This window comes from Streptococcus oralis (assembly GCF_026782085.1).
Lineage (GTDB): Bacteria > Bacillota > Bacilli > Lactobacillales > Streptococcaceae > Streptococcus > Streptococcus oralis_DA.
The window spans coordinates 54044-77746 of record NZ_JAKUVW010000005.1 but is presented as its reverse complement, the minus strand read 5'-3'; the positions used below and the strand labels follow the sequence as shown (position 1 = coordinate 77746).

Sequence of the window (23703 nt, the reverse complement as noted above, 5' to 3'; positions counted from 1 at the left end):
CCTGTTCCTGTTCCTTACTTCCACATTTCACGAAAATTGGACAAACTAGAATTGACGCTAGGCTATTCTAGTCATGTCCCTCCTTTTACATCTGTAAAATTTACAAGTATTTACAATCTTTTACAACTCCTAAAAAATCCAATAACACCAATGTTTTTCGAGTTATGTTTTATAATTTACAAGTGTAAAAAAATAACTGTTTTACATCTTTTACAATGAGTTGTAAAGAGTTGTAAATTTTACGTTTGTAAAGGTGTAAAATCATGTAAAATTTTTACACTTTTTTTACACCTTTTTACAACTTTTACATTTGTAAAGTTTACAACTCTTTACATATTTAAAGTTGTTAATAAGCAGGATTTTCTTGTATCATTCCATCGATGACCACTATGTTATTATCGGATTCATCAATCAATTTGTCTAAGGTAGGTCTGCTGATTTTGGCAAAACGAGAAAGCTCTGACTTATTGGGTAGTCTATTATTCGCCTGTTCAAAGTTTGCTATCATAGATTTTAATTTGTTTGTCGCTTTTTCTTTCGTTTCTTCATTAGCCCATGCTTTTTCTTTCTGTTCTTTTGAAAGTGGTAACCCTGGTTCGTGATAGGCTAATATTTTCTCCTTATCATTTATCAACTGTGGATAGTAGAAAAGAAAATTTTTCTCCCCGTCGTAATCAGCTTCCGAGGTAACTGCTTCAAGTCTCCAATAAGTTCGCGTTTTTAACGGCAAATCTATGTTATCAAAATGTGTTAGAATTTCCTGCGTCTGTTCAGTAGGTAAATGCTCTAGCGCTACCTCAATATGATTTCGTAGATCCTCGCTTGTTGCTCTCTTGTTTTTAAAACTGATATAATCATTTGTTACGTTTAGCTGAAAATATCTTTTATTGTGCGTAGTCATTACATTCTTGGCCAAATCCCAGACGGCTTCTAGCCTCTCTAGGCGTAACAATTCTGGATCTAATTCCATCTTGAAAAATTCCAACAAGCTATCGCAATGAGCTAGAGACTCTGACCACTGCGCAAAGTCTGAACTTTCCGTAGTCCCTTTCGGTCTATCTCTATGACTTTGTGTATAGATCAGGCCGCCGCCTACGTGTTGGTTAATCTGTTGCAAATAATCCCCTAAGGAGCCCCCAAACTGTAGTAATTTCAAATTATCAATACTATCAATAATAACCACTTGAAAAGCGTTGTTTGGTACTTTATCTTTTACAACTTTGGCTAACTCTTCTAAGGCTGTTGACTTTGGAAGAGTTAAGATAGAAATATTGTCAAGATCTTTTTGCTCAACTTCTAAAAGTTGGGCAATCTGCATGAATTTACTAAAACAGTCGTTTTCTTTATGATTCGTATTGATATACAAGACGTTGAAAGCTCTTTTACTCTTCCACTCTAGCCAATTACTCCCCTGGGCTAAAGATAGAGCTAGGGAGATAACTACGCTAGTCTTTAAGGATCTTCTTGGCGCCGATATGCCCAATACTTGCCCGCGTCTCAACAATCCTGTCAAAATGCTAGCAGATGGCCCTATTGTCTCAGCAGGAACTTGTCCTAGTTTTTTAATTTCTGTCATTAGTTATCCTTTCTGGTTTTTCAATCTTTTCTTTTTCATTTTCTTTAATTGTTGTAACTCTTTGCGTTGCTCAAGCGTTAATTGTCTATTTTTCCAAGTGTAGCCGTTGGTAGTCCGGACAGATTTTCTCTGTCCGGGGAATCTTTCAAAGCTAGCCATTTTCTACCCCCAAAAACTTCAGCACGTCCGAAACTCTATAATAGATTTTCCTGGTATCTTCTAGTGGGGGCTGGTATCGTCTTAACCCTGCTTCTTCCCACTTTTGGAGTGTCTTATACTTTATATCTAACTCAGCCATAGCCTCCTGAGCTGAAATTAAACCTGTCAAACGCGGTTTAAGTATATCACGCGCCTCCAGGTATTTTTCTACAAGGTTTAAAACACCATGGGCTAACTCGTTTTCGCTTTCTTTGCTTAAACTAAACATAGTCTTCCGCCCCCTTCAGTAGTTGCTTGTAGCTCTCTAAATCGGCATTCAAAAGGACAGTCAGACGCTTCTGCTCCTCTTGTACTTGGTTATAGAATGCCTTTGCTCCGTCCAGTAACTCCTCTTTGTTAGCTGGGATAAAGTAGCCTCTAAAAGATCCGTGACGTACCCCAACGATAGGAACGCCGTAGCGCGTGATCAGACGGCTGATAATGTCCTGTACGGTTCTTTCTGCTAACTTGGTCATTAAGCTGATTTCTGCCCCTGTTATGGAGTTCTCAGCCCCCACCTTGATTAGTCTTAATACTCGTTTGTCATTCAGTGTTAAATTCATTCAATCCCTCCCCATACATTGACCCCTGCAAGCTGGATATATCGCCCATAATCAGGGGTTAAACTTTCGCTAGGTGTTTCTATCGTCTGTTTGCTTTCTCGCTCAATTTGGGCGCTTTTTTTGCGGTCTCGGTGGTTTAGATAAAGGAGCAAGCCAATCAATACCACAACAATGACAATCGCCTGTGTGTTGCTTAAATCTAGTTCATTCATGCTATGCCCTCGCTTGATAGCTCTTGATATAGTCCACTTGGTTTCTATGCTCCATCTTCAGGAAGTCGTCCACCTCTTCGGTGCTTACTTTACGATTTAAGAAGTCAACAATGAACTGAAAGAGGTTCGGGCGTTTCTCCTTGATTTCAGTCATTAGTTCATCAAATTCTGCTTGTGTCATGTTGTTTAGGTCTGTTGTCATGTTATTCCTCCATTGGCCTTTTAATCGTCGTTTCCTATACATGATTAGCACCACTCCAAACGCTGGGCGATTGCCCCAAGTTGGCGAACTCTTGGAGTGATGACCAGTTTAAAGAGTTAGCGCTCTCCGTATGGTCAAAATGTCCTAAATATGCTATAATTTAGGTATAAATCTTTACTAAAACCCTTTTAACAATAGCTTGCCTACTTTGTTAAATTCGTTTTAGTGTTAGTGTGAAAGGCTTCGCTGATTGGTCTCGGTAAGCCTTTTTTGTTGCTCTCACGCGCATTTAGTGCGTGATTTTTTATTTCTGAATACCATAGCCTTGATTTCCTGATAACTCATATTCAAGCCAATCATGGTTATGACCATATCCTCAAATGCCTGGTATTGCTCCAGCTCGTCACTGGTCAAGCTATCAATACCGTTATAGCCCCCACGTTCTTCCCTTAACTGCTTCGCGTTCCCGTCGGTTACTGCCTTTAGTAGTAAGTTGTTCATTGTGCTATGCGCGTGCTTTGGTGCTTGTTCCCAGTTCTCAATACTGTCATGCAGCGTTTTTCTTTTTGGCTTTTCTAGCGCCCTCTGCATACGAAACTTAGAAAGTTCCTCACGCATTTCAAAGAATGCTTTGACTAGGTTCTTCTTAAACTCTTTTACGGGTTCTGTATTTCGTAAGTAAGTGATCAGCAAGGTTGCTTGTTGCTCATTCAAAATATAGTCCCGTATATTTTGCCCACTCTTTGAAGGTGAAATTTTAAATTGCACCTTTCCGAAGCTTTCAAAGTCCTCTCGGTGCTTATTCAGCAAAATCTTCAAATGTCTGTGCTTGATTTCTGAACACTCTGCCACAATACTGCTCAGCGTATACGGCTCTTTCTTACCATCCATGTAGACTAGTTCCATTGGTTTGCTCCTTTCTATTCTTCTGGTGTCAGTAGCTCATCTAAGGTTACGCCCAGATATTTCGCAACTTTTAGCAAGGTTTCTGTTTCAGGGTTTTTGGTACGTTCATAGTACAAAGCTGTCAAAGTGGTTTTAGAAACACCCGTAGCTTCGTGAACGTCTGAAACTTTCTTGCGTTGCTTTGCTAAAATAATTCTAAGATTATTTTTCAAAGTTTTGTCCTCCTTGTTGTAATTTTGTATTTACAACTTTGATGTTATTTTGTAAGTTGTTGTTTACAGTTTACAAAAAAACAAAATAACTGTCAAGTAATATTTACAAATCGTTGAAAAAAAAAACATCGTGATGTAAAATAGGTTAGTAAGGAGAATACCTATGATAAAAACAAACTTAAAAGAATTACTCGAAAAAAATAAACTGAGCATTAACAAATTATCAATGGAAACAGGCTTATCCCGCCCAACTCTAACCTCTCTCTTAAATAACGATAGTAAAGGAATTCAGTTCGATACACTCGAAACTCTTCTGGATTTCTTCAATATTCCTATTTCAGATTTTTTTACTATTACTGACAGAGAGATATTATTTTATTTTCAGGAAGTATTAAACTTTGATAACTTAGAAACAGTAGAAAATTCAACGATTCATAATAGTCAAAATGATGACGGTTCTGTAAATATAAAACCTAGTGAAGCTTTTTTATATAATTGCCAAGTGGTAGATCACCAAAACAAAACAAAACCGTTCTCTCTTATAGTGTCTCCGATAGAACAGGAAAAGAAATTGCTAATAGTAAACCTAGCTTTTTTTAGAGCTAATCAACAAAATAAAGCTGAAGATACTTCTGATATAAATAAATTTCTCTCAAGGCTCAATAATGAAGCGATTATAAATTTAATTCAAAGCGTTATATCAAATTGGTTAAAATATTACACAAAAATAAACGAACTTGATTTATTCTTAAATTCAATGGTATTTGTAGAGATTGTTGTTTTTGGGTTTAAAACCAGGATACCTGTAGTTGTTGATATTCATAAAGAGAATACAATTGTGAAACTGTCTTTTGAAACATATATAAAAAACTCACCTAGAGTTGGGGACGATGTCTTTAGTTCTAAAGTTTCTTTTATTAATGCAAAGGAAGACTAAACCCACGCGCCACAATATAGAAAACATTTTAAGAAAGGAAACGTATGGAAGATTTAAGTAAAAGATTAGTTAATAAAAGTGTCGAGGCTTTTATTATGGGGCTTGAAATATATAACAAACCTACAATTAAGTACAGAATTGAGGGTTTTAGTTTTTTTATCTGTAACGCCTGGGAATTAATGCTAAAGGCTTATATCATTAATAATAATGGTGAAGAATCAATATATTTTAAGGATAGTAAGGATAGAACGATATCATTAGAAAATGCAGTTGAGACAGTATTTCCAGATAAACATGGATCATTACGAAAAAATCTAATTCGAATTATAGAACTTAGGAATACTAGTACCCACTTCATAACAGAAGATTATGAACATATCTATGCCCCATTATTTCAAGCATGTGTTTCTAATTATATTTCTAAAATGCAAGAGTTTCACAATGAGGATATCACAAAACAAATTGCACAAAATTTCTTGACTTTATCAGTCCGCATCGACCAACTTAATCAAGAAGAAATCCGAGCCAAGTACTCTCCTAAAATGGCCGAACGTATACTCGCCGAGCAAGATAAAATTGAAAATGAAATATCTACTAATAATTCTGACTATGCTGTACCTGTTGAAACTCGATTTTATATCACTAAGCGAAAACAAGATGCTGATTTATTTGTTAAACTTGATAATACTGCGGAAACGAGTATAGGTATAGTTAGAGAAATTAAAGATCCAAATGCTATCTATCCATTAACTACTAGGGAAGTTATTAAAATTGTTAATAGACATCTTAAATCAAAAGGGATTCTATTAACAAAAATAGTCGGTGGAGAAAAACAAAAAAAGACGTTTACAACAAACGACTTACAACTTTTTAATACATTTTATGATATCAAGACAAATCAACGTTATTGCTACCATTATAAAATTGGTAATCGATACGGCTACTCTCAAATCCTCTGCGATTTTATAATTGAGGAAATCGAACGAAATCCTGAAACGTTCGTAGAAAACTTGAAAAAAAGACAAAAAAAATAAGATAACCCCAGGCATATGTGAATTCTCGTCCATCGACTTACTCCCCTTTGGGAACACAACGTTAATCCTTCGCAAGTTATCTTGTTAATTCTATTATACCACGCGCGTGGGAAATGTAAAGTGTTTTGTTAGCTAACTGGTAAACTAACTTTAGAAAAAAACTCTCAAAAAACACTGTAAAATAAGTGTTTTTACCACTTAACAATTAAGCATATAAATTTACCTATCTAACTTGTTAAACTTGGATACAGGGCAATCTGTGAAGCCCTAGCATGATTTAAACCACAATCTAAAACCTTTTTAATAATAACTTGCCTGCTGATGTATTTTAGAAAGGTTTATCATCATGAAAATAACGCAACATACAAAAAAAGACGGATCAGCAGTCTACCGCTCCAGTGTCTATCTGGGCATTGACCAGGTAACAGGAAAACAAGTCACAACGAAAGTCACGGGACGCACTAAAAAAGAGGTCAAGCAAAAAGCCCAAGACGCAATTATAGACTTTAAGGTAAACGGCTCGACCAGGTTTCAAGCCTCCACTATATCCACCTACGAAGAGCTGGCTAGCCTATGGTGGGATAACCACAAGCATACAGTAAAGCCAAATAGTCAGGACGCTACTAGAAGGCTCCTAAAAGGTCATGTTTTGCCTCTCTTTGGCTCCTACAAGCTCGATAAGCTGACAACTCCACTCATTCAGTCCATTGTCAACAAACTAGCAGAAAAGACCAATAAAGGCGAACCTAGGGCTTATCTACATTATGACAAAATCCACGCGCTAAACAAGCGTATATTACAGTATGGTGTAGTTATGCAGGCTATCCCATTCAATCCAGCCCGTGAGGTCTTGCTACCTCGAAACAATCAAAAGGCAAACCGCCAAAAAATTAAGCACTTTGAAAATCAGGAACTAAAAAAGTTCCTTGATTATCTTGATAGTTTAGACAGCAAGAAGTACCGCCATTTTTACGAGGTTACTTTATACAAGTTTCTACTGGCCACTGGTTGCCGTATCAATGAGGCTCTAGCGCTTGAATGGTCAGATATTGACCTAGAAAATGCCATTGTCCACGTCACAAAGACTCTAAACTATAAGCAAGAAATCAATAGCCCAAAATCAAAGTCTAGTTATCGGGATATAGATATAGATCAAGCAACTGTTAGCATGCTGAAGCAGTACAAACGTAGACAAGTAAAAGAGGCTTGGCAACTTGGACGTACTGAAACGGTGGTCTTTTCTGATTTCATACATGAGTACCCCAATAATCGAACCTTACAAACCAGGTTAAGAACCCACTTCAAACGTGCTGACGTTCCTAACATTGGTTTTCATGGTTTCCGCCATACTCACGCTAGTCTCTTGCTTAACTCTGGAATACCTTACAAGGAACTTCAGCACCGCCTAGGTCACTCGCAAATCAGCATGACCATGGATATATATAGCCACCTCTCAAAAGAGAATGCAAAAAAAGCCGTCTCATTCTTTGAAGCAGCAATGAAATCAATCTAGCAAATATCTAAGCAAACCCAGAATCAACCTTTTAAGACAAAGTAAAAAGCCCACTGTTGTAGGCTTTCTGTAAGATATTTCTTAAAATTAAAGCATCTTGTTGTAGAATTCAACGACAAGTGCTTCGTTGATTTCTGGGTTGATTTCGTCGCGTTCTGGCAAGCGAGTCAATGAACCTTCCAATTTTTCAGCGTCGAATGATACGAATGCTGGACGTCCAAGAGTAGCTTCTACTGCTTCAAGGATAGCTGGAACTTTCAATGATTTTTCACGAACTGAGATCACTTGACCTGGAGTTACGCGGTATGATGGGATATCAACGCGTTTTCCGTCAACAAGGATGTGACCGTGGTTTACGAATTGACGAGCTTGACGACGAGTAGTCGCAAGGCCAAGACGGTAAACAACGTTATCCAAACGACGTTCCAAAAGAAGCATGAAGTTGAAACCTAGGATTCCGCCTTTGATTTTTGTAGCTTGAACGAACAAATTACGGAATTGTTTTTCACCTACACCGTAAGTGAAACGAAGTTTTTGTTTTTCAGCCAACTGCAAACCGTATTCTGACAATTTAGAACGGTTGTTTGGTCCATGTTGTCCTGGTACGTAGTTACGACGTGCCAATTCTTTACCTGTACCTGTAAGTGAAAGGCCAAGGCGACGAGCTTGTTTCCAAGATGGTCCTGTATAACGTGACATGTGTATGTCCTCCTGATATAAATAATATTTCGGTGGAAATAGTCACTTAGAAAGCCCTGATTCGTGCAGATGCCCTTCGCCTAAACAGCCAAGGTTACTTGTCATAAGACACCTGTTGACGAGCTTCATGCTTTCCTGCTGCTATTTCACACAAAGGCTATTGTACCATGAAAAGCTAGATTTGTAAAGGGATTTATCAGTTGAACTAAATTATTTTAATATTACAGTGTCAACAAACAGCACTCCCTCTATCTTTCTAAGTGGTTTTTTAGAATAAAAATAGAGTGAGGAACATCTGAAAAGACTTGACTTAAAAATTCTAGATGTTGCTTGTCTTCACTATCCAAAGATACAGTATGTTTTACATTTACAGTGCCATCATTATTCTCAATAATTTGATGACCAAAAAGAATATCACCAACTGGAGTTGCCGTTTTATCCCAAAATTCTTCAAGAGGTTTTACAAGCGTGAGCTGATATTCCATAGGGGGCATTCCTTCGAGTTCCATAGTTCCGTATGAACCCGTCTCAAATCCACCTTTTAATGTAATATTTTTTAAATCTTCTTCCCAATCATACCACTTTTCAATATTTTCATAGTAGGCCCATACATCTTCTTTTGATGCTCTTATGTTTAAACTAAAACTAAATTCCATTTTGACACTCCTTTTAATATAAGTGTACTTATTATAAAACAACTTATAATGTTTGTCAAATGATTTTTCATCATAGCATTAGCATTTCTTCTAAATGGGCTACCTGCTTTGGTTCTGCTTTTCATACTGATAAAATGGGATAAGAACGATGTCTTGGTCGTATGGCTTGATATTCGCTCTCTTATTTAGCCATTTAGGCAATAGTGCAATTCCTTTCCCGTTTTCAACTAAGCTGATAATATTCTCAAAAGAATCAATTTCTACAACTGATTTTAAATGAGTAAACTTCATTAAGCTTTGTTCTCTAAAAGGGCAATTTTTATCTTTATTAACGAATATAGGCATTTCCTCAGTAGCCTTTATATTGCTCGAACAAGCATAAACTGACTCGATATGCCCGATAATCTCATCATAATGCTTTAAATGTTCAATTTTTTGAAAGCAAAAAATTTTATCAAAGTCTTCCTGATGAGCAATGATTGGTATATCCGAAGTTTTTTGGATATTGATCTCACTTTTATTCAAATCAATTGTTTGTGAATTATTAATATCGTGATTAAATAACAATTCTGAAATTAAGATGGATATTTTCGAGGTTTCACATTTCTTTTTTAATTTCTCTAAATTGTTAGAAGTTTCCTTACAAAATTGATAAAATAAGTCTCCACTTTCTGTCGGGACTAAACCATTATATTTTCTGTAAAATAATTTCGTATCTAATTCAGTTTCAAGCACTTTCAATCTAGCGCTGAGATTAGATTGTGCATATTGTAAGATCTTTGAACTTTTGTTTATTGATCTTGTCTCATAGATCGTCACAAAAATGCTCATATCATTAAAATTCATTTAAAACACCTTATCACTTTTTGTGATAATTATATCATTTTTAAGTATTATTCAACATGATATAAATCATTTATACTGTGAATAGTTAATTAGAAAAGAGGTACCGCAATGCAAGCAATGCAATATACTATAAAATTACCAGCAGATTATGATATGGATATCATTAGACAACGTGTCCGAAATACAGGTCATTTGATGGATGGATTCGACGATTTGTTTTTCAAAGTTTATTTAATCTCTGAAAAATCTGAAGGCCAATTATTTAACAGTTACTGTCCGCTATATATTTGGAAAAATACCAACGGAATGACAAAATTCATATTTGATGGTTACTTTGATCATATTTTAAATTCGTTTGGCTGGCAAAATATTGAAATCGGAATAACTTCATCAGTCGAAATATCTGATCATTTTGACTCAAGTAAATATGCTACATTAGAAGTCATTGATATAGAAGCATCTGAAAGTTTAAAATCCTTTACCATTCACGAGCAAATGCAAAACAACGAAAGTGGCAAAGCCGTTATTTTCAATCCTGATAAATGGAAAAAATGTATCTTTACTTTTTATACCAATAAACCCGACACACAACTACCAACATTTGAGATTTTGCACATTTCACAATAAGCGCTTATGATAAGTTATAGGGAAACGCCTGAGCAAACACTTCTTCAGTATTTTGCACACTATGATAGTATACTTGCTCTTCCCAAAATTGTATGACCTTTACTGTCATCGGCTAAATGAAAAAATCGTTACGACATGTAACGATTTTTTGGCTATGCTATTAACTCAATTCGGCGATAATAGCCTTGAGCTGGTCTTTGGTGTGAACACCAGCCCCGTATAAATCTGACACCCCCCTAGTGTCAGATTTGAAATCACTTGATTTATCAACCATTCTAGCAACTGTGTCATCTTGTAAGAGACCAAGGTAAATTCGATTAGCTAGATTTCCTGATTTACTTGTAGATTGTTGAACCTCATGAATTAATCCATACTCTGTGAGTTGCTTCTTAATTCTTAATAGGGTAGATTTTGAACAGTTAAGGATCTTCATCAAATTAGAGTTAGAATATACCAAATAGATATTTCCATCTTCATCAATCCAATTATTCTTGAAAGAAAGATCTAGTCTATCTTTAAGCATAGCATAAGCGGCTTTTGCATCTAACCTCATATCTTCATAAATAGGATTTTCAAACAAAACCTTTGGTAAGGCATAAAAGCGATCAGATGTCTGATAATGGCTGGCACTAATAAACTGAATTTGTCTCATCAATTACACCTCTTTCAGTCTAAAGTCACCGTTCACGTTAAATCCTATCAATCCAAAGGCCTCAAGTTCTTCTATACTTGCTATTATTTCTTTTCGTATTGAACCTGTTTCCTTCATCAAAAACTGGATTATCATCTCTCTTGAAATTCTCTCCTTACTTTTTCGTCTCATAATTTTACCTCCTAAAACACAAAAAAGAGCTAACGGAATTTTCCGTTAACTCAATATTTTCTATTTACCTCAAAACCTAGACACTTACTACGCCTTTATTTCAAATTGAGGCTGAATGTAAATTTGCTTCCTAAGCCATATTGACTTTCTGCTGTGATTTCGCCACCAAGCTGATGGGCTAGTTCGCGTGCAATCGCAAGTCCTAATCCATGTCCACCTGTCTTCATATTGCGCGAAGTTTCTACACGATAAAGTCGTTTAAAGATCTTTTCCAAATCCTCAGGAAGGATTCCCTGACCCTCGTCTTTCACACTGATTCTCAGCTCTTGTTCTGTTAATTGGGCAAGAACCTCGATTCTGGTTCCTGGTTCTGAATATTTAAAGGCATTGTTTAACAAATTGACCAGAATGCGAGAAAGTTTGTCAGAATGGCTCTTGATTTTCGCCGACTCAGGTGATACTTGAATGTAAACATCTCGCTCCTCTTGTTCAATCTGGAGTTGAAATTCACTCATTGACTCAATCAACAGCTGATCTAAAAAGACCTCTTCGACTTCTTCATCAGCAGTATCTTGAGGTTGGGTGTTAAGAGTCAGAACATCCAATTCCTCCACTAGCTTGTTTAGACGCTCGGTTTGCCGACCAATCGTGGCTAAGTAGTGGAGTCGCTCCTCTTCCTTAATCACTCCATCTAGAATTCCCTCCACAGTAACCTGAATGGAGGTAATGGGAGTTTTAATATCGTGAGAGAGCTGCGCAATCATCATTCTCTTTTCTTGCTCGCTCTCATCAAGTGATTGAAAGGTGGCTTGCAAATTGTGGGACATGTCATTAAAAGCCTGGCCCAGCTCTTGAAATTCTAATGGTCCCTTGGTTTCAATTTCTGTGCTGAAATCCTTGCTTGCTATATCCTGAGCTTGTTTTTTCAAATGTTTCAGAGAAGAGAAAACAGGCGACAAGAGAAAGATGCTCACTGCAGCGCCAATGAAACTAGCAATCAAGGTCATTCCAACTAGAAAGTAAACTTCGCTTTTCTCGATCAACATCCGTTGGACTGCCCAGAAAACGACCAAAATCGTTAGTAGAGTCGACACTAGATACCCCACTAAAATATAGTTTTTTAATTTCATTTTCTACCTCTTGGTCTTTCCATCTTATAGCCCAAACCCCAGACAGTTTTGATAGCAGGAGCATTTGAATTCGTATACTTGGTCAACTCTTGCCTCAAAGCATGGATATGAACATTGAGTGTATTGGTATCATCCACATAGTCCTCTTGCCATACCTTCTCATAAAGTTCCGTCTTTGAAAAGACTCTCTCGGGATTGCTGGCCAATATCCATAGAAGCTCAAAGGATTTTACTGTCAATTCCAAAGGTTGATCCCCGATGCGAACTTCATGAGTCACATGGTTGATCACTAAGTCACCAAACTCGATCTGTTCTGTCTCTCCTCCACGGCTAAGGCGACGCAAGATATTATTCACTCTTAAAACCAATTCGCGTGGGCTAAAGGGTTTGACTATAAAATCATCTGCCCCCAAACTTAATCCATAAATCTTATCCTGTTCGCTTGTCTTAGCAGTTGTAAAGAGGAAGGGTTGATCCGGAGCGATATACTGAACTTCACTGATAAAATCATAACCATCCATATTGGGCATCATGATATCTGTGATAATGAGGTCGATAGATTTTTTTCTGAAAAGCTCTAATCCCTCCTTACCATCATGGGCGACCAAAACGTCGTAACCTGCCTGTATAAGATAGCGGTTTTGAATATCTAGAATATCTATTTCATCATCAACCAGCAAAATTGTCTTTTTCATCTGACACTCCTTCGATAAAAACAGTGTTATACTTGCTTTAGTATAACACTATTTTCTCTAATGTTTAAGTGATTTGAATCTTAATCTTCTCGTTTGGTTGTCAAACCCAAAAGTCCAACAAGACCTGCCAAGGCTAGACCAAAGATACCAAGGCCAGCTGTAGCTGTTTTAGCTTCCCCAGTATTTGGTAGCATCGCTTTATCATCTTTTTTCATCATATTAGCCATTGGGCTAGAAGCTGGTTGATCTACTTTCATATCTGACATATGGTGATTTGTACCCATCATACCCTCAGTCGTACCTGTAGAGCCTGTTTCAGAAGGCTTCGTATTCATCTGACCTTGTTGAGATGGTATTGTCGCCATTTCTTTTCCACGAAGTCGAATCGTTACTTGACGAGTAGCAATCAGATTGGTCAAATCAGGTTTGCCATCTTTAGAGCCATAGACTTTAACAGTAGCTAGGTATGTATGGGTTCCGTTAGCTCGAAGTTGATCTAGAAGGGCTTGTCCTTCTTTGCCAACCGTATTGCCATTCAAATCCACTTCGTAGAAATATTGGCCTTTAGCCAAGCCTTCTAGTGGCAATAGAGCAGGATTTTTAGCCGTTCCGTTATCTGACCATGGGGCTTTGTCTGAAGCTTTTAACAAGAGGCGAGTCAACATACCATCTCCACCAAAAGCTTCGTATGGAATGACTTGGTTGACACCGGCCAAGAAAGGTCCAGGAACCTTAGCCTTATCAAGGTAGCTAGATGGAACATCAATCATGTCTTTGACATTGTTAACAACAGAGTCTTTAACCTGATTTGGTGTGGTCAAGCCATTCAAATTAACAGTCAAATCTTTAGTCGCTACGAGGTTAGTTAAGTCAGGCTTGCCGTCTTTCGCACCGTACACCTTGATAGTAGCTTTATAGCTTTGAGTGCCGTTTTGTTTCAAAAGGTCAAGTAGTTCCTTGTCAGATTTTCCTTGAGTGCCAGCCAAATCCACTTCATAGAAGTAAAGGCCTTTGCCCAATTTCTCTACTGGTGGGAGAGCAGGATTTTTAGCTGTTCCGTTGTCTGACCATGGAGCCTTATCAGAGACTTTCAAGATCAGGCGAGTCAACATGCCGTCACCAGCGAAGAATTCGTATGGAATGACTTGGTTGACACCCGCTGTGAATGGACCTGGGAAGTTGGCTCTATCCAAATATGAAGCTGGAACATCTACTGTGTCTTTGGTGTTGTCAGCCACACCTTTTTGCACTTCAGCTGGAGTGGTCAAGCCATTCAAATTAACAGTCAAATCTTTAGTTGCTACGAGGTTAGTTAAGTCAGGCTTGCCGTCTTTCGCACCGTACACCTTGATAGTAGCTTTATAGCTTTGAGTACCATTTTGTTTCAAGAGATCAAGCAACTCTTTGTCAGATTTGCCTTGGGTTCCGGCCAAGTCTACTTCGTAGAAGTAAAGGCCTTTGCCCAATTTCTCTACCGGTGGGAGAGCGGGATTTTTAGCTGTTCCGTTGTCTGACCATGGAGCCTTATCGGATGCTTTCAAGATAAGACGAGTTAACATGCCGTCTCCAGCGAAGAATTCATATGGAATGACTTGATTGACACCAGCTGTAAATGGTCCTGGGAAGTTAGCCTTGTCCAAGTAAGTGGCTGGGACATCTACTGTATCTTTGGTATTGTCAGCCACACCTTTTTGGACTTCAGCTGGAGTGGTCAAGCCATTCAAATTAACAGTCAAATCTTTAGTTGCTACCAGATTAGTTAAGTCAGGCTTGCCGTCTTTAGAACCGTACACCTTGATAGTAGCTTTATAGCTTTGCGTGCCGTTTTGTTTTAAGAGGTCAAGCAAGTCTTTGTCAGATTTGCCTTGGGTGCCTGCTAAATCCACTTCATAGAAGTAAAGACCTTTACCCAATTTCTCTACTGGTGGGAGAGCAGGATTTTTAGCTGAGCCGTTGTCTGACCATGGAGCCTTGTCGGATGCTTTCAAGATAAGGCGAGTTAACATGCCATCACCACCAAAAGCTTCGTATGGAATAACTTGGTTGACACCAGCTGTAAATGGACCTGGGAAATTGGCTTTGTCAAGGTAGCTAGCCGGAACATCTACTGTATCTTTGGTGTTGTCAGCCACGCCTTTTTGCACTTCAGCTGGGGTGGTCGCTGGTTGCGCTTCACTGGCTTCACGGTCTTGTCCAGAAACTGTAGACGCAGGACTTTCCACAGGTTTAACTGCATCTTCTGTTTGTTTCTTAGAGTCAGGTTGTGCTTGTACTTCTTCTTTTGGCGCTACTGCAGGCTCTTTAGCAGTTGCATCCTCTTTTTCTGAAGAGCTTGTAGTATCCAAGCTTGCTTTAGGTGCTGAGTCTGCTTGTTCTGAAGGAAGAGCTACATCGACTGCTTTTTTGAGAACCTCTGCTGGTAAGTCGCTTTTTTCACTCACCGAAGCAGCGTCTGGCACGACTTGGGCAGGAGTCGGATTGACGACATCAGCGCGTGCAGAACTTGGTTGACCGACTAGGACAAAGAAGCCACTAGCCACAACAACTGAAGCAACACCGACACTGAGACGGCGAATAGACCAACGAGTATATCTCTGATTTGGATTGAATTTCATAGGATTCTCCTTAGAGTTTTCTTTTTTTGATGACTCTAGTATAATCTCCTAAAATTAAAAAGGATTAAGAAAAAGTTAAAATTTTTCTTAAATCCCTCTTATAAAATACTTATATTGACTCGTTAATTATTGGAAAGAGAGTATCCCTTCCTCTTCTACTCAGTCAGCTCTGCCAAGGTATCCAAATGTTGGTTATTAATGACGGCCATGATGTAGGCATCTGCCTGCAAGAGGTCATTGGGTCCGAATTGGACATCCAGAGGAGCATTTTCGTAGGCACGAAAACCAAGTACGTTGAGGTTGTATCGCCCACGCAAATCCAACTGACTGAGGCTTTTATCTACCCATGATTGGGGGATTTTCATCTCGACAATCGATACATTCTTGTCTAGCTGAAAGACGTCTACACTGTTATGAAAGAGGATGGTCTGTGCCAATGAGCGCCCCATTTCAAACTCTGGTGAGATGACTGCGTCTGCCCCAATTTTTTCTAGAACCTTTTTAGCTGTATGGCTTTTGACCTTGGCAATGACGGTCGGCACTCCTAGACTCTTGCAGTGCATAACCGCGAGAACACTGGACTCCAGATTTTCCCCCGTTGCGACAACTACGGTATCACAGGTGTCAATCCCCGCTGATAGAAGGAGTTCTTCATCCGTGATATCTCCAACTACCCCACGCGCCAGCACAGGTTCAAATTGATTAATGCGTTCCTCGTGGTCATCAATAGCAATGATATTCATGTCATGCTTGGCTAGAGCAGCCAAAACACTGCTCCCAAAAATTCCCAAGCCTAAAATTCCAATTGTCCGATCTGACATCGTTCTTCCTTTCTTATCCAATAGTGATATCTGCTTTCATATAATGAATCGTATCTTTCTTGTCTGGCTGGTATTCCGCTACACTGACCAGTAGTGTCAAAGGACCAATACGGCCAATAAACATCAGCAACATAACGATACTGAGGGCTAACTTACCTAACTCCGGCGTTAAATTTGCCGTTACCCCAACAGTTGCAAGTGCTGAAATGGTCTCAAACATGAGGTAGATAAAGCGCGGATTTCCTTCTGCGGTTACCCCTAGCAGAATCAAGCCCAGCAAGAAGGTCAGCAAGAAGATAATAAAGACACTGAAAGATTTTTGCACGGTTCGAGGTTCAATAGTTCTCCGAGCCACATTGGCATGAGGCAAGCCCAATAGTTCGCTACGAGCAAAGACCAACAAGACAAAGAAGGTCGTAATCTTGAGCCCCCCTGCTGTCCCTCCAGGCGCCCCTCCCAGAAACATCTGCAAGATGTAGATCAATAAGGTAACTGGTCGAGCCTGGGTGTAGTCAATTGAAGCAAATCCTGCCGTTCTCATGCTGACGGTCTGGAAGAAACTAACCAGCAGTTTCTCTGGAGCGCTGAGATTTCCAATCGTCCCAGGATTGTTCCACTCAATTAAGAGAGTCGATACTGTTCCAAAGAGCAGAATTCCCGCCGTTAAAAAGAGAACCAGCTTGGTATGGAAACGCAGGCGGCGTTTTTTCTTCTTCCCAAACTGGGTCGCTAGGTCAAACCAGACCATAAATCCTAGACCACCCGTGATAATCAATCCTGCAATCACTAGATTGATCAAGGGGTCCGTTTGAAAGGCTACCAAACTCGTACTTCCAAAATTATCAAATCCAGCATTGCAGAAAGCTGAAACAGCCAAAAAGATAGAGGTTAAAATCCCTCGCCCCCAGCCAAATTCGGGGATAAAGCGGAAACTCAAGAGAAAGGCACCAATTCCTTCCACCAGAAAAGTCGTCAGAAAGATTGAGCGGATGAAGTCCTTTAGAGACTGGGTTTCTCCATAACTGAAACTTTCTTGAATGGTCTCACGACCACGAAGGCTGAGCTTTTGCTTGCCTTGGATATAAAAGATTCCGATAAAGGTCATGAGACCCAATCCACCGATCTGGATCAAGAGCATGCAAATCAACTGGCCCCAGATATTGTAAGTAGAGGCTACCGGCTGGGTAAAGAGCCCTGTCACACAGACCATGGACACGGTCGTAAAGAGATGGTCAAAGTAGGTCGCTTGTGACGTTTCTGCTTGCACAAAGGGGAGACTTAAAAGAAGCGAACCTAAGAAGATTACTAGGGCAAAACTTAAAAAGATGCGACGGGCTGGCGATAAACGTCCCAGTGTCGTCCTGATTTTTTCCAAAAAAGATTTGAATAACATAACTACATTCTACCATAAAAACAGTCAGAACACTCACATGTGGTGCACAATGGCAAGACAGAGTTCGAGTGCCTTGTCAAAAGCTTCAGAGCCCCAGTCACGACTGTCGTAGTTGTCTAGATCCGCCAAGGAATCTGCGGTAAAGAGCAATTCCCCCCAGACAACCCCACGTAGTTGGGCAACTGCCGCAAGAGCAGAACACTCCATCTCCACAACAGCACAGCCTTCTTCCTTGCGATAGGCAACTTTTTCAGCCGTCTCTCGATAAAAACCATCTGTCGTCCAGGTCATGACCTCCTCGTAAGGAATGCCTCTTTGTTCCAAGACTTGCTCAATGGCAGAGATAGCCTCAATCTGCATCTCCATATAACGAGAAGGCGCTACATAGTGGTAGCTGGTCCCCTCATCTCGCAAAGCGCGAACAGGGACGAGAAAGGCATTTTCCTCTATATCGGCTAGGACACCACAGGTTCCAGTGGAAATGATTTGCTCCACACCATAGCCAATCAACCAATCCATAAACTGGGCCGCTGGGGCAGAGCCCACGGGCGCCTGGGCTAGACAGATCTCCTCGCCCTTGTAGTTGAGGACATAGACTGGATAAGTCTTGGTGGCCGAAACGAACTCACCAACACAATCCGCCCCTACTTCCTGAGCGTAGCGGTCAATCTCCTCCTCCAAAAATGCATAGATGCACTTCTTTGGCAACTTTAAATCTAGCCCCTCGTGATTTGGCATAAGGACCGCCTGAGGATTGTCATCAAACTCTAAAATGGGAATCGCATGTTTCTGAATCATAGCCCACCTCCTCTAATTTTGTACTATTGTATCAAAAGCTGACGAAGTGTCAAGGAGTTGACTTTAGCAAGCCAGTAAACTCCTCTTCCATACACTTGAGAAATCGTTGCGCCGCTGGAGAAGTCGGTTTCTGTTTTGGCAAAGTGATTGAGGACTTATAAAAACATATCAAATCCAATAACAAAAAAGACATGAATCTGAAATAAGCAGAACATGTCTTTTTTAGCTTGTTTGAAAGTCAAGTAAATAAACCTTAGTTCTTCTAGAACTCCCTTATTTCCACAAACCACCTAAAATCTGTTTTTCTAATAAGTCTAGGTCCTCTTCCTCTATTTCTCCGTTGTCGCTAACGATGTACAGCTGAGCGAAGTAAGCCAACAATGGACCAACACAAATACGAACCATTTGAGGAATCGTTAACTCTGGATTTACACGTGGATCTGCTAGCAATTCTTTATGAAGCACTCGAAGTTTATCTTGAATAGCATTCCAGATAAAAATCTGTTCATTTTTTAGTTTTTTATTTGAAAAACTCTCCTGCAGAATGATTTTCATCAAAGCACGATTTTTTTTGAGATAGCTCATACGATCGTGGACGAGATAACGAACCCTCTCTTCTGTCGTTTCAAAAGCTAAGAGTTCCTCAAAAAAACTACCGAAAATGCTTGGGACTACAGGATGTAAAATAGCCGTCAGTAGATCATCCTTCGTCTTAAAATACTTAAACAAAGTTGCCTGGCTTAGTCCAGCACGCTCAGCTATGTGAAGAGTTGAGGTCCCATGGTAACTCCTAGTTGATATGAGATCCACTGCTGCCTGCATGATTTTTTTCTTTCCTTGAGGGTAATTCGCTTCTTCTAAGTAATCTTCAAACGATTCAAAAACAGTCTTATCCATCTAATCTTCACACCTTTTTAGCATTATTTATGTTGATTTCTAAACTTTACGATAACGACGCAATCCAACAATATTGAGAATTGTTAAAATGATCAAGAAAATCATTAAAACACCAAGATTTGGCAAAATATCACCAAGATTGTGTCCGTAAAGAATAATCTGGCTTATTGCATCACCAGAATAGGTTAATGGCAAAAATTTCCCCACAGTTGGAGCCCATTCTCCCATGGATGACAATGGAATAATCCCTGAGAAAAAAAGTTGGGGCATAATCACGAGAGGAATAAATTGCATCATTTGGAATTCTGATTTTGCTAGAGTAGACAAGAGAATTCCAAAAGCTAGTGCTACAAGAGCCAGTACCACATTAACTATTATAACATTTAAAATACTTCCTACAACTTCTACATCTAGTAGCCAAATTGCTGCTAAAACGACAACTGCCGTTTGAAAAATCGCAATAATACCGTAAGACAACATATAGCCATAGACGATTTCAGATCGTTTCACTGGTGTTGCTAACAAACGTTCTAGTGTTCCACTGGTGCGTTCTTTCAAAAGCGCCATACCTGAAATCAAAAAGACAAAAAAGAAAACTACAAAACCTATCAAAACCGGAATCATATTGGTAAAGAAGCTTGTGTTTTCATCTCCATACTGGTAAGACTCCTTGATTTCTGGTGTTTTTGCGTCCGAGTCCAATTGTGGAAGAGCTTGTTTAACACGAGATACTAACTGATCGGTGCCTTCACTGGCGATACTTGTCCGTAACACTTGTCGTATCATAGATGTTTTGGAGGCGTCTGTGTTTGCGTAGTCGACCTGGTACTCACCGTTTTTATAAGAAATCACAGCATCGACTTTTTCATTTGCTAGCGCTTCTTTGGCTTGATCTAAGTCTTGATAAGTCTCGACGTCCACATGATCGAGCTCATCCATTTTCGTTACCAAACCAGTTGGTAGATCCTGTGTTGCTAACTTGACATTCACGGTTGTACTAGCTGAAAACATGAGGTTCATCAACCACATGATAAAAACAGGTGCTATAAACATCAGGGCTAGAGTTCGTTTGTCACGAAGTAATTCTTTGATGACTTTTTTTGCAATCGCTATTGTTCTCATTTTACTCACCTTCTGCTTTTAAAAATACTTCTTCAATACTTGAAACTTGATAACTTTCTTTTAAGTGTTGCGGTGTATCAAAAGCAATGATTTTTCCGCCTAATAATAAGCCGACCTTATCCGTCAACTCTGCTTCATCCATAGCATGGGTAGTAACTAATATCCCAACCCCATTGTCTCTAAGCGCGAATAATTCTTTCCAGATTTTCTTTCGAAGAGAAGGGTCGATTCCAACTGTCGGTTCGTCCAAAATCAAGAGTTGAGGATTTCCTAAAAGCGCGATAGCCAGTGACAAACGCCGTTTCATTCCTCCAGAATAACCAGATACCGCCTTGTTTAAGTAGTCTGTCAGATCTACTACTTGAGCTATATAAGCAATTTCCGCCTTCAGGTCTTTTTTAGAAAGCCCCTTTAGCTGACCAAAAAATTCCAGATTTTCTTGGCCTGACAAGGACTCGTATAAAGCATCTGATTGGGCCATATAGCCAATATCTCCTAAAATATGGCGATTGGGCATAGTGTGATTTAACACTAAAGCTACGCCTCCATCAGCCTTTTCCATTCCTAACGTAGTCTTAATCATAGTTGATTTACCAGCACCAGACGGACCAATTAATCCTATAATTTCTCCTGGCTGCAATTCAAAGCTGACATGATTCAGAACTATTTGATGGTCAAAAGATTTTACTAAATCTTGTAAATGTAGTAATGTTTTCATTTACTTCCTCCTTGGTGAGTTAATACTCACTTTTTAAATCACCGAAGCTATTATAGTGAGTAATCACTCACTTGTCAAGAGAAAGGGTTAAATTCTTTAAAAAAATAAAACACCAGATTCGTATCTGATGTTTATAATGGATAGCTATTGCTTTTAGAGCTGTTTCTAAATCTCTTCACGATACTCCGAAATGGTCTTTCCTGTCCACTTTTTAAAGGCCTATTCTTCCTCTACTTTTCTCAGCCAATCCTACTACTGTCATCACAATAGCAACCTTGATAACCTTAGCTATGGAAATTCACTTTATCCGTTTTTATATGAAACAGACCAAGAAGTTCTCAACTCCGGATTGGTATTTATTCTAGAAAATCCTTCCTACATAAAACTCTCCCTTCTCTTTCGAGAAAGGAGATTCTTTTTTATCCTTGTCCGCCAGGGGCTGGACCGTCGCCTTGAGGGCCTCCATTTGGTCCACCGCCTCCAGGTATAGAATTGACGATTTCCGTTTGTTTTTCACCGTTGAGATAGATATCTCCACCTGTGTAGGTCGCTGTTCCATCAAAGTCAAAACCTGTTTGACCAGTCATTTTAATGGTCCCACCTGTGACCGTAATATTGCCGTTTGAGTCGATTGGGTCTGTGTCTCCTTGGCCGACTTCTACAGTCAGATTCCCGCCGTTCATAGTGAAGAAGATTTCATTCTGTTGGGCGTTTTTGTTAGCTGCGTTGACTCCATCATCTGTTGAGTAGATGCTAATATCCCCACCGTTGATAGTGATTGACTTACCTTCAAGTCCTTCTGTCGAATTCTTGACGGTGTAGGTACCACTATCGATGACGAGGTCTCCAGATGCGTGGATGCCATCATCTCCTGCTGTGACGGTGATGTTGTTGTTGGATAGGTACATGGTCCCAACTGAAGTATCCTCGTCATTGTCCACCTTGACCCCATCCTCTTTGGCATCGATGGTCATGGTCGTACCAGTGATGTTGAGTTCATCATTGACATTGAAGGCATCGCCAACTGCTGTGATGTTATAGGTTCCACCCGTGATGTGGAGGGTGTCGTTGGCCTTGATACCATTGTTCTTCTTGCCATCTACATTGAGAGTTCCTTTCCCGTTGATGGTCAAATCCACCTTAGAAAAGAGAGCTGCGTCTGCTTTTTCGTCACTGTTAGAGCTTGAGTCAGAGAGACTGTTGGTGGTTCCCTCTGCTAGAGTCAAGTAGACATGACCAGCTGATGTCGCAGATATCGCTGCATTGGTATTGGTCATGGTCGCGCCTTTTAGGACTAGGTGAACATCTGCAGACTTATCTGCCTCGATCTTGATCTGCACTCCGTCAGACTGACCTGAAATCACATAGGTCCCAGATTTTGTGATGGTCACTGTTGATTCAGAGACTGTCACCCCATCTCCAGAGACGTTTGCAGATGAGCCAGATAACTCAATCTTAGAGGCTGTGTTTTCGTCATAAGAAGTATCATTGTCCTTCTCTGTAAAATAGGATGATTGGTTTGTCTTTGTTGCAGTTGTTGTGGCACTATTTGTCGTTGCATTGGTATTGGATGTAGTTGTTGACTGGGCACATGCTGCCAGCAGCACCATTGCCGTTAAACTCGTTGCGAGTAGGGTCCATTTTTTTGATTTCATACCTTTTTCCTCTCCTTCGTATGATATAGCTAGACAGTCTACAGAAGATTCCTGAAACAAAACTAAAACTTTTCTGAAAGTTTCCTTAAATTCAGTTTCGCTCAGTATTCTTTTGAAAGGGCTACTAGAAACAATTTGAGAGTACTAAAATGCATTTAATAGTTTTTAAAAGCAACATCCCCAAGTGTGATGTCACTCTAACCCAAAAAGCCAAAAAAGAAAAATCTATAAGACTAAGATAAAGATTATAAAAAGAACAGCCCAAGCTGTTCTTTTTAGTTTTCTTTTACAGGGACTTCCTTGATAACACGCGCAGGATTCCCAGCTAGGACAACATTGTCTCCAAAGGACTTGGTAATCACGGCACCTGCTCCTGCAACTACGTTATTTCCCAATGTCACTCCAGGAAGGACAATGACGCCACCTCCAGCCCAGAAATTGTCTCCAATGGTGATGGGCTTGCCATATTCGACCCCTGAATTGCGTTCATCCGGATTCAGTGGATGAAGTGGGGTTAAAAACTGACAGTTGGGGCCAAGCATAGCGTTGTTCCCGATGCGAATCTGACAAACATCCAGCATGGTCAAGTTCCAATTAGAATAAAAATTTTCCCCTAGATGGATATTGACTCCATAATCGACCACCAAGCGTGGATTGACGTAGAGATTTTGTCCAGTTGAGCCAAACCAAGTCTTGATAATATCTGCTCCCTTCAAGGGATCTTCTTCCTTGTTAAAGGCAGCCTGTTTTTAGCGAGAAGCCTGCGCCAAGGTCCGTAATTCAGGATCCGACGGACGGTAAGGCTCCCCTGCTATCATTTTCTGGTATTCGCTAGCCATCTTATCACCTCACACT

Annotated in this window: 27 protein-coding genes and 2 pseudogenes; 5 read left to right on the top strand and 24 right to left on the bottom strand. The window is 39.7% G+C overall.

The window, feature by feature from the left end; genetic code table 11:
* Positions 1-346: 346 nt before the first annotated feature.
* The 8 genes from MK395_RS08935 to MK395_RS08900 form a co-directional block, all read right to left on the bottom strand.
* Complete coding sequence (locus tag MK395_RS08935; protein ID WP_268711707.1) at positions 347-1576, bottom strand: AAA family ATPase; 1230 nt, start codon at positions 1574-1576, stop codon at positions 347-349.
* Between the two features lie 3 nt (positions 1577-1579).
* Complete coding sequence (locus MK395_RS08930; protein WP_013903991.1) at positions 1580-1735, bottom strand: hypothetical protein; 156 nt, start codon at positions 1733-1735, stop codon at positions 1580-1582.
* Complete coding sequence (locus MK395_RS08925) at positions 1728-2003, bottom strand: hypothetical protein (RefSeq protein WP_061587458.1); 276 nt, start codon at positions 2001-2003, stop codon at positions 1728-1730. Before MK395_RS08925 ends, MK395_RS08930 begins: the two co-directional genes overlap by 8 nt.
* On the bottom strand, positions 1996-2337 hold the full coding sequence (locus MK395_RS08920; RefSeq protein WP_061587457.1) for a hypothetical protein: 342 nt from the start codon (positions 2335-2337) through the stop codon (positions 1996-1998). Before MK395_RS08920 ends, MK395_RS08925 begins: the two co-directional genes overlap by 8 nt.
* The gene (locus MK395_RS08915; RefSeq protein ID WP_268711706.1) at positions 2334-2549 is read right to left on the bottom strand and encodes a hypothetical protein; all 216 of its coding nucleotides are present in this window, start codon (positions 2547-2549) and stop codon (positions 2334-2336) included. The genes MK395_RS08920 and MK395_RS08915 overlap by 4 nt, the downstream gene beginning before the upstream one ends.
* 1 nt (position 2550) lies before the next feature.
* On the bottom strand, positions 2551-2751 hold the full coding sequence (locus MK395_RS08910) for a hypothetical protein (protein WP_268711705.1): 201 nt from the start codon (positions 2749-2751) through the stop codon (positions 2551-2553).
* 279 nt (positions 2752-3030) lie between these two features.
* Positions 3031-3657 carry a Rha family transcriptional regulator gene (locus MK395_RS08905; protein ID WP_268711704.1) on the bottom strand — a complete coding sequence of 209 codons (627 nt, stop codon included), beginning with the start codon at positions 3655-3657 and terminating at the stop codon, positions 3031-3033.
* A gap of 14 nt (positions 3658-3671) precedes the next feature.
* Positions 3672-3869: a helix-turn-helix domain-containing protein gene (locus MK395_RS08900; protein WP_125396326.1), complete on the bottom strand. Its 198-nt coding sequence runs from the start codon at positions 3867-3869 to the stop codon at positions 3672-3674.
* A 163-nt stretch (positions 3870-4032) separates the two neighbouring features.
* Between MK395_RS08900 and MK395_RS08895 the strand changes: the two genes are divergently transcribed.
* The 3 genes from MK395_RS08895 to MK395_RS08885 all read left to right on the top strand — a co-directional run bounded on the left by MK395_RS08895 (position 4033) and on the right by MK395_RS08885 (position 7353).
* A complete protein-coding gene (locus tag MK395_RS08895; RefSeq protein WP_268704792.1) occupies positions 4033-4806 on the top strand; it encodes a helix-turn-helix domain-containing protein in 774 nt (257 codons plus the stop codon).
* A 44-nt stretch (positions 4807-4850) separates the two neighbouring features.
* Positions 4851-5840: a DUF3644 domain-containing protein gene (locus MK395_RS08890; RefSeq protein ID WP_084849558.1), complete on the top strand. Its 990-nt coding sequence runs from the start codon at positions 4851-4853 to the stop codon at positions 5838-5840.
* A gap of 346 nt (positions 5841-6186) precedes the next feature.
* Positions 6187-7353, top strand: coding sequence for a tyrosine-type recombinase/integrase (locus tag MK395_RS08885; RefSeq protein ID WP_268711703.1), 1167 nt, complete (start codon positions 6187-6189; stop codon positions 7351-7353).
* An 87-nt stretch (positions 7354-7440) separates the two neighbouring features.
* On the opposite strand, the gene rpsD is transcribed toward MK395_RS08885, so the two are convergent.
* From rpsD to MK395_RS08870, 3 genes are all read right to left on the bottom strand, one after another.
* Positions 7441-8052, bottom strand: a complete 612-nt coding sequence (rpsD, locus tag MK395_RS08880; protein WP_000092756.1) for a 30S ribosomal protein S4 — start codon at positions 8050-8052, stop codon at positions 7441-7443.
* A gap of 248 nt (positions 8053-8300) precedes the next feature.
* Positions 8301-8708 carry an SRPBCC family protein gene (locus MK395_RS08875; RefSeq protein ID WP_000395827.1) on the bottom strand — a complete coding sequence of 136 codons (408 nt, stop codon included), beginning with the start codon at positions 8706-8708 and terminating at the stop codon, positions 8301-8303.
* Between the two features lie 99 nt (positions 8709-8807).
* The gene (locus MK395_RS08870; protein ID WP_268711702.1) at positions 8808-9554 is read right to left on the bottom strand and encodes a LysR family transcriptional regulator; all 747 of its coding nucleotides are present in this window, start codon (positions 9552-9554) and stop codon (positions 8808-8810) included.
* 108 nt (positions 9555-9662) lie between these two features.
* Here MK395_RS08870 and MK395_RS08865 point away from each other — a divergent pair, with 108 nt between their 5' ends.
* Positions 9663-10181, top strand: coding sequence for a DUF4865 family protein (locus tag MK395_RS08865; protein WP_003074627.1), 519 nt, complete (start codon positions 9663-9665; stop codon positions 10179-10181).
* A 160-nt stretch (positions 10182-10341) separates the two neighbouring features.
* Here the strand turns inward: MK395_RS08865 and MK395_RS08860 are convergent, their stop codons facing one another.
* The 11 genes from MK395_RS08860 to MK395_RS08810 all read right to left on the bottom strand — a co-directional run bounded on the left by MK395_RS08860 (position 10342) and on the right by MK395_RS08810 (position 21193).
* Positions 10342-10833, bottom strand: coding sequence for a replication initiator protein A (locus MK395_RS08860; protein ID WP_268711701.1), 492 nt, complete (start codon positions 10831-10833; stop codon positions 10342-10344).
* Positions 10834-10836: 3 nt separating this feature from the next.
* Positions 10837-11004 carry a hypothetical protein gene (locus MK395_RS08855; RefSeq protein ID WP_045616682.1) on the bottom strand — a complete coding sequence of 56 codons (168 nt, stop codon included), beginning with the start codon at positions 11002-11004 and terminating at the stop codon, positions 10837-10839.
* 95 nt (positions 11005-11099) lie between these two features.
* Complete coding sequence (locus MK395_RS08850) at positions 11100-12134, bottom strand: sensor histidine kinase (protein ID WP_000769387.1); 1035 nt, start codon at positions 12132-12134, stop codon at positions 11100-11102.
* Positions 12131-12829: a response regulator transcription factor gene (locus tag MK395_RS08845; RefSeq protein ID WP_049506218.1), complete on the bottom strand. Its 699-nt coding sequence runs from the start codon at positions 12827-12829 to the stop codon at positions 12131-12133. The genes MK395_RS08850 and MK395_RS08845 overlap by 4 nt, the downstream gene beginning before the upstream one ends.
* A gap of 80 nt (positions 12830-12909) precedes the next feature.
* A complete protein-coding gene (locus MK395_RS08840) occupies positions 12910-15444 on the bottom strand; it encodes an SSURE domain-containing protein (protein ID WP_268711700.1) in 2535 nt (844 codons plus the stop codon).
* Positions 15445-15599: 155 nt separating this feature from the next.
* Positions 15600-16265 carry a potassium channel family protein gene (locus tag MK395_RS08835; protein WP_061409909.1) on the bottom strand — a complete coding sequence of 222 codons (666 nt, stop codon included), beginning with the start codon at positions 16263-16265 and terminating at the stop codon, positions 15600-15602.
* A 13-nt stretch (positions 16266-16278) separates the two neighbouring features.
* Entirely contained in the window at positions 16279-17658 is a 1380-nt protein-coding gene (locus MK395_RS08830; protein ID WP_268711699.1) for a TrkH family potassium uptake protein, read from the bottom strand.
* 33 nt (positions 17659-17691) lie between these two features.
* Positions 17692-18456 (bottom strand): nucleoside phosphorylase, encoded by a 765-nt coding sequence (locus MK395_RS08825; RefSeq protein ID WP_049500766.1) that lies wholly within the window; start codon positions 18454-18456, stop codon positions 17692-17694.
* A gap of 273 nt (positions 18457-18729) precedes the next feature.
* Positions 18730-19353, bottom strand: a complete 624-nt coding sequence (locus MK395_RS08820) for a TetR/AcrR family transcriptional regulator (RefSeq protein ID WP_049500767.1) — start codon at positions 19351-19353, stop codon at positions 18730-18732.
* A gap of 39 nt (positions 19354-19392) precedes the next feature.
* On the bottom strand, positions 19393-20475 hold the full coding sequence (locus MK395_RS08815) for an ABC transporter permease (protein ID WP_268711698.1): 1083 nt from the start codon (positions 20473-20475) through the stop codon (positions 19393-19395).
* Between the two features lies 1 nt (position 20476).
* Positions 20477-21193: an ABC transporter ATP-binding protein gene (locus MK395_RS08810; RefSeq protein WP_268711697.1), complete on the bottom strand. Its 717-nt coding sequence runs from the start codon at positions 21191-21193 to the stop codon at positions 20477-20479.
* 230 nt (positions 21194-21423) lie between these two features.
* On the opposite strand from MK395_RS08810, the pseudogene MK395_RS10245 reads away from it, so the two are divergent.
* Positions 21424-21558: pseudogene (locus tag MK395_RS10245) on the top strand (low temperature requirement protein A); the annotation flags it as partial.
* 54 nt (positions 21559-21612) lie between these two features.
* Here the strand turns inward: MK395_RS10245 and MK395_RS08805 are convergent.
* On the bottom strand, positions 21613-22848 hold the full coding sequence (locus MK395_RS08805; protein WP_268711696.1) for a carbohydrate-binding domain-containing protein: 1236 nt from the start codon (positions 22846-22848) through the stop codon (positions 21613-21615).
* Positions 22849-23123: 275 nt separating this feature from the next.
* Positions 23124-23687: pseudogene (locus MK395_RS08800) on the bottom strand (sugar O-acetyltransferase).
* Between the last annotated feature and the right edge of the window lie 16 nt (positions 23688-23703).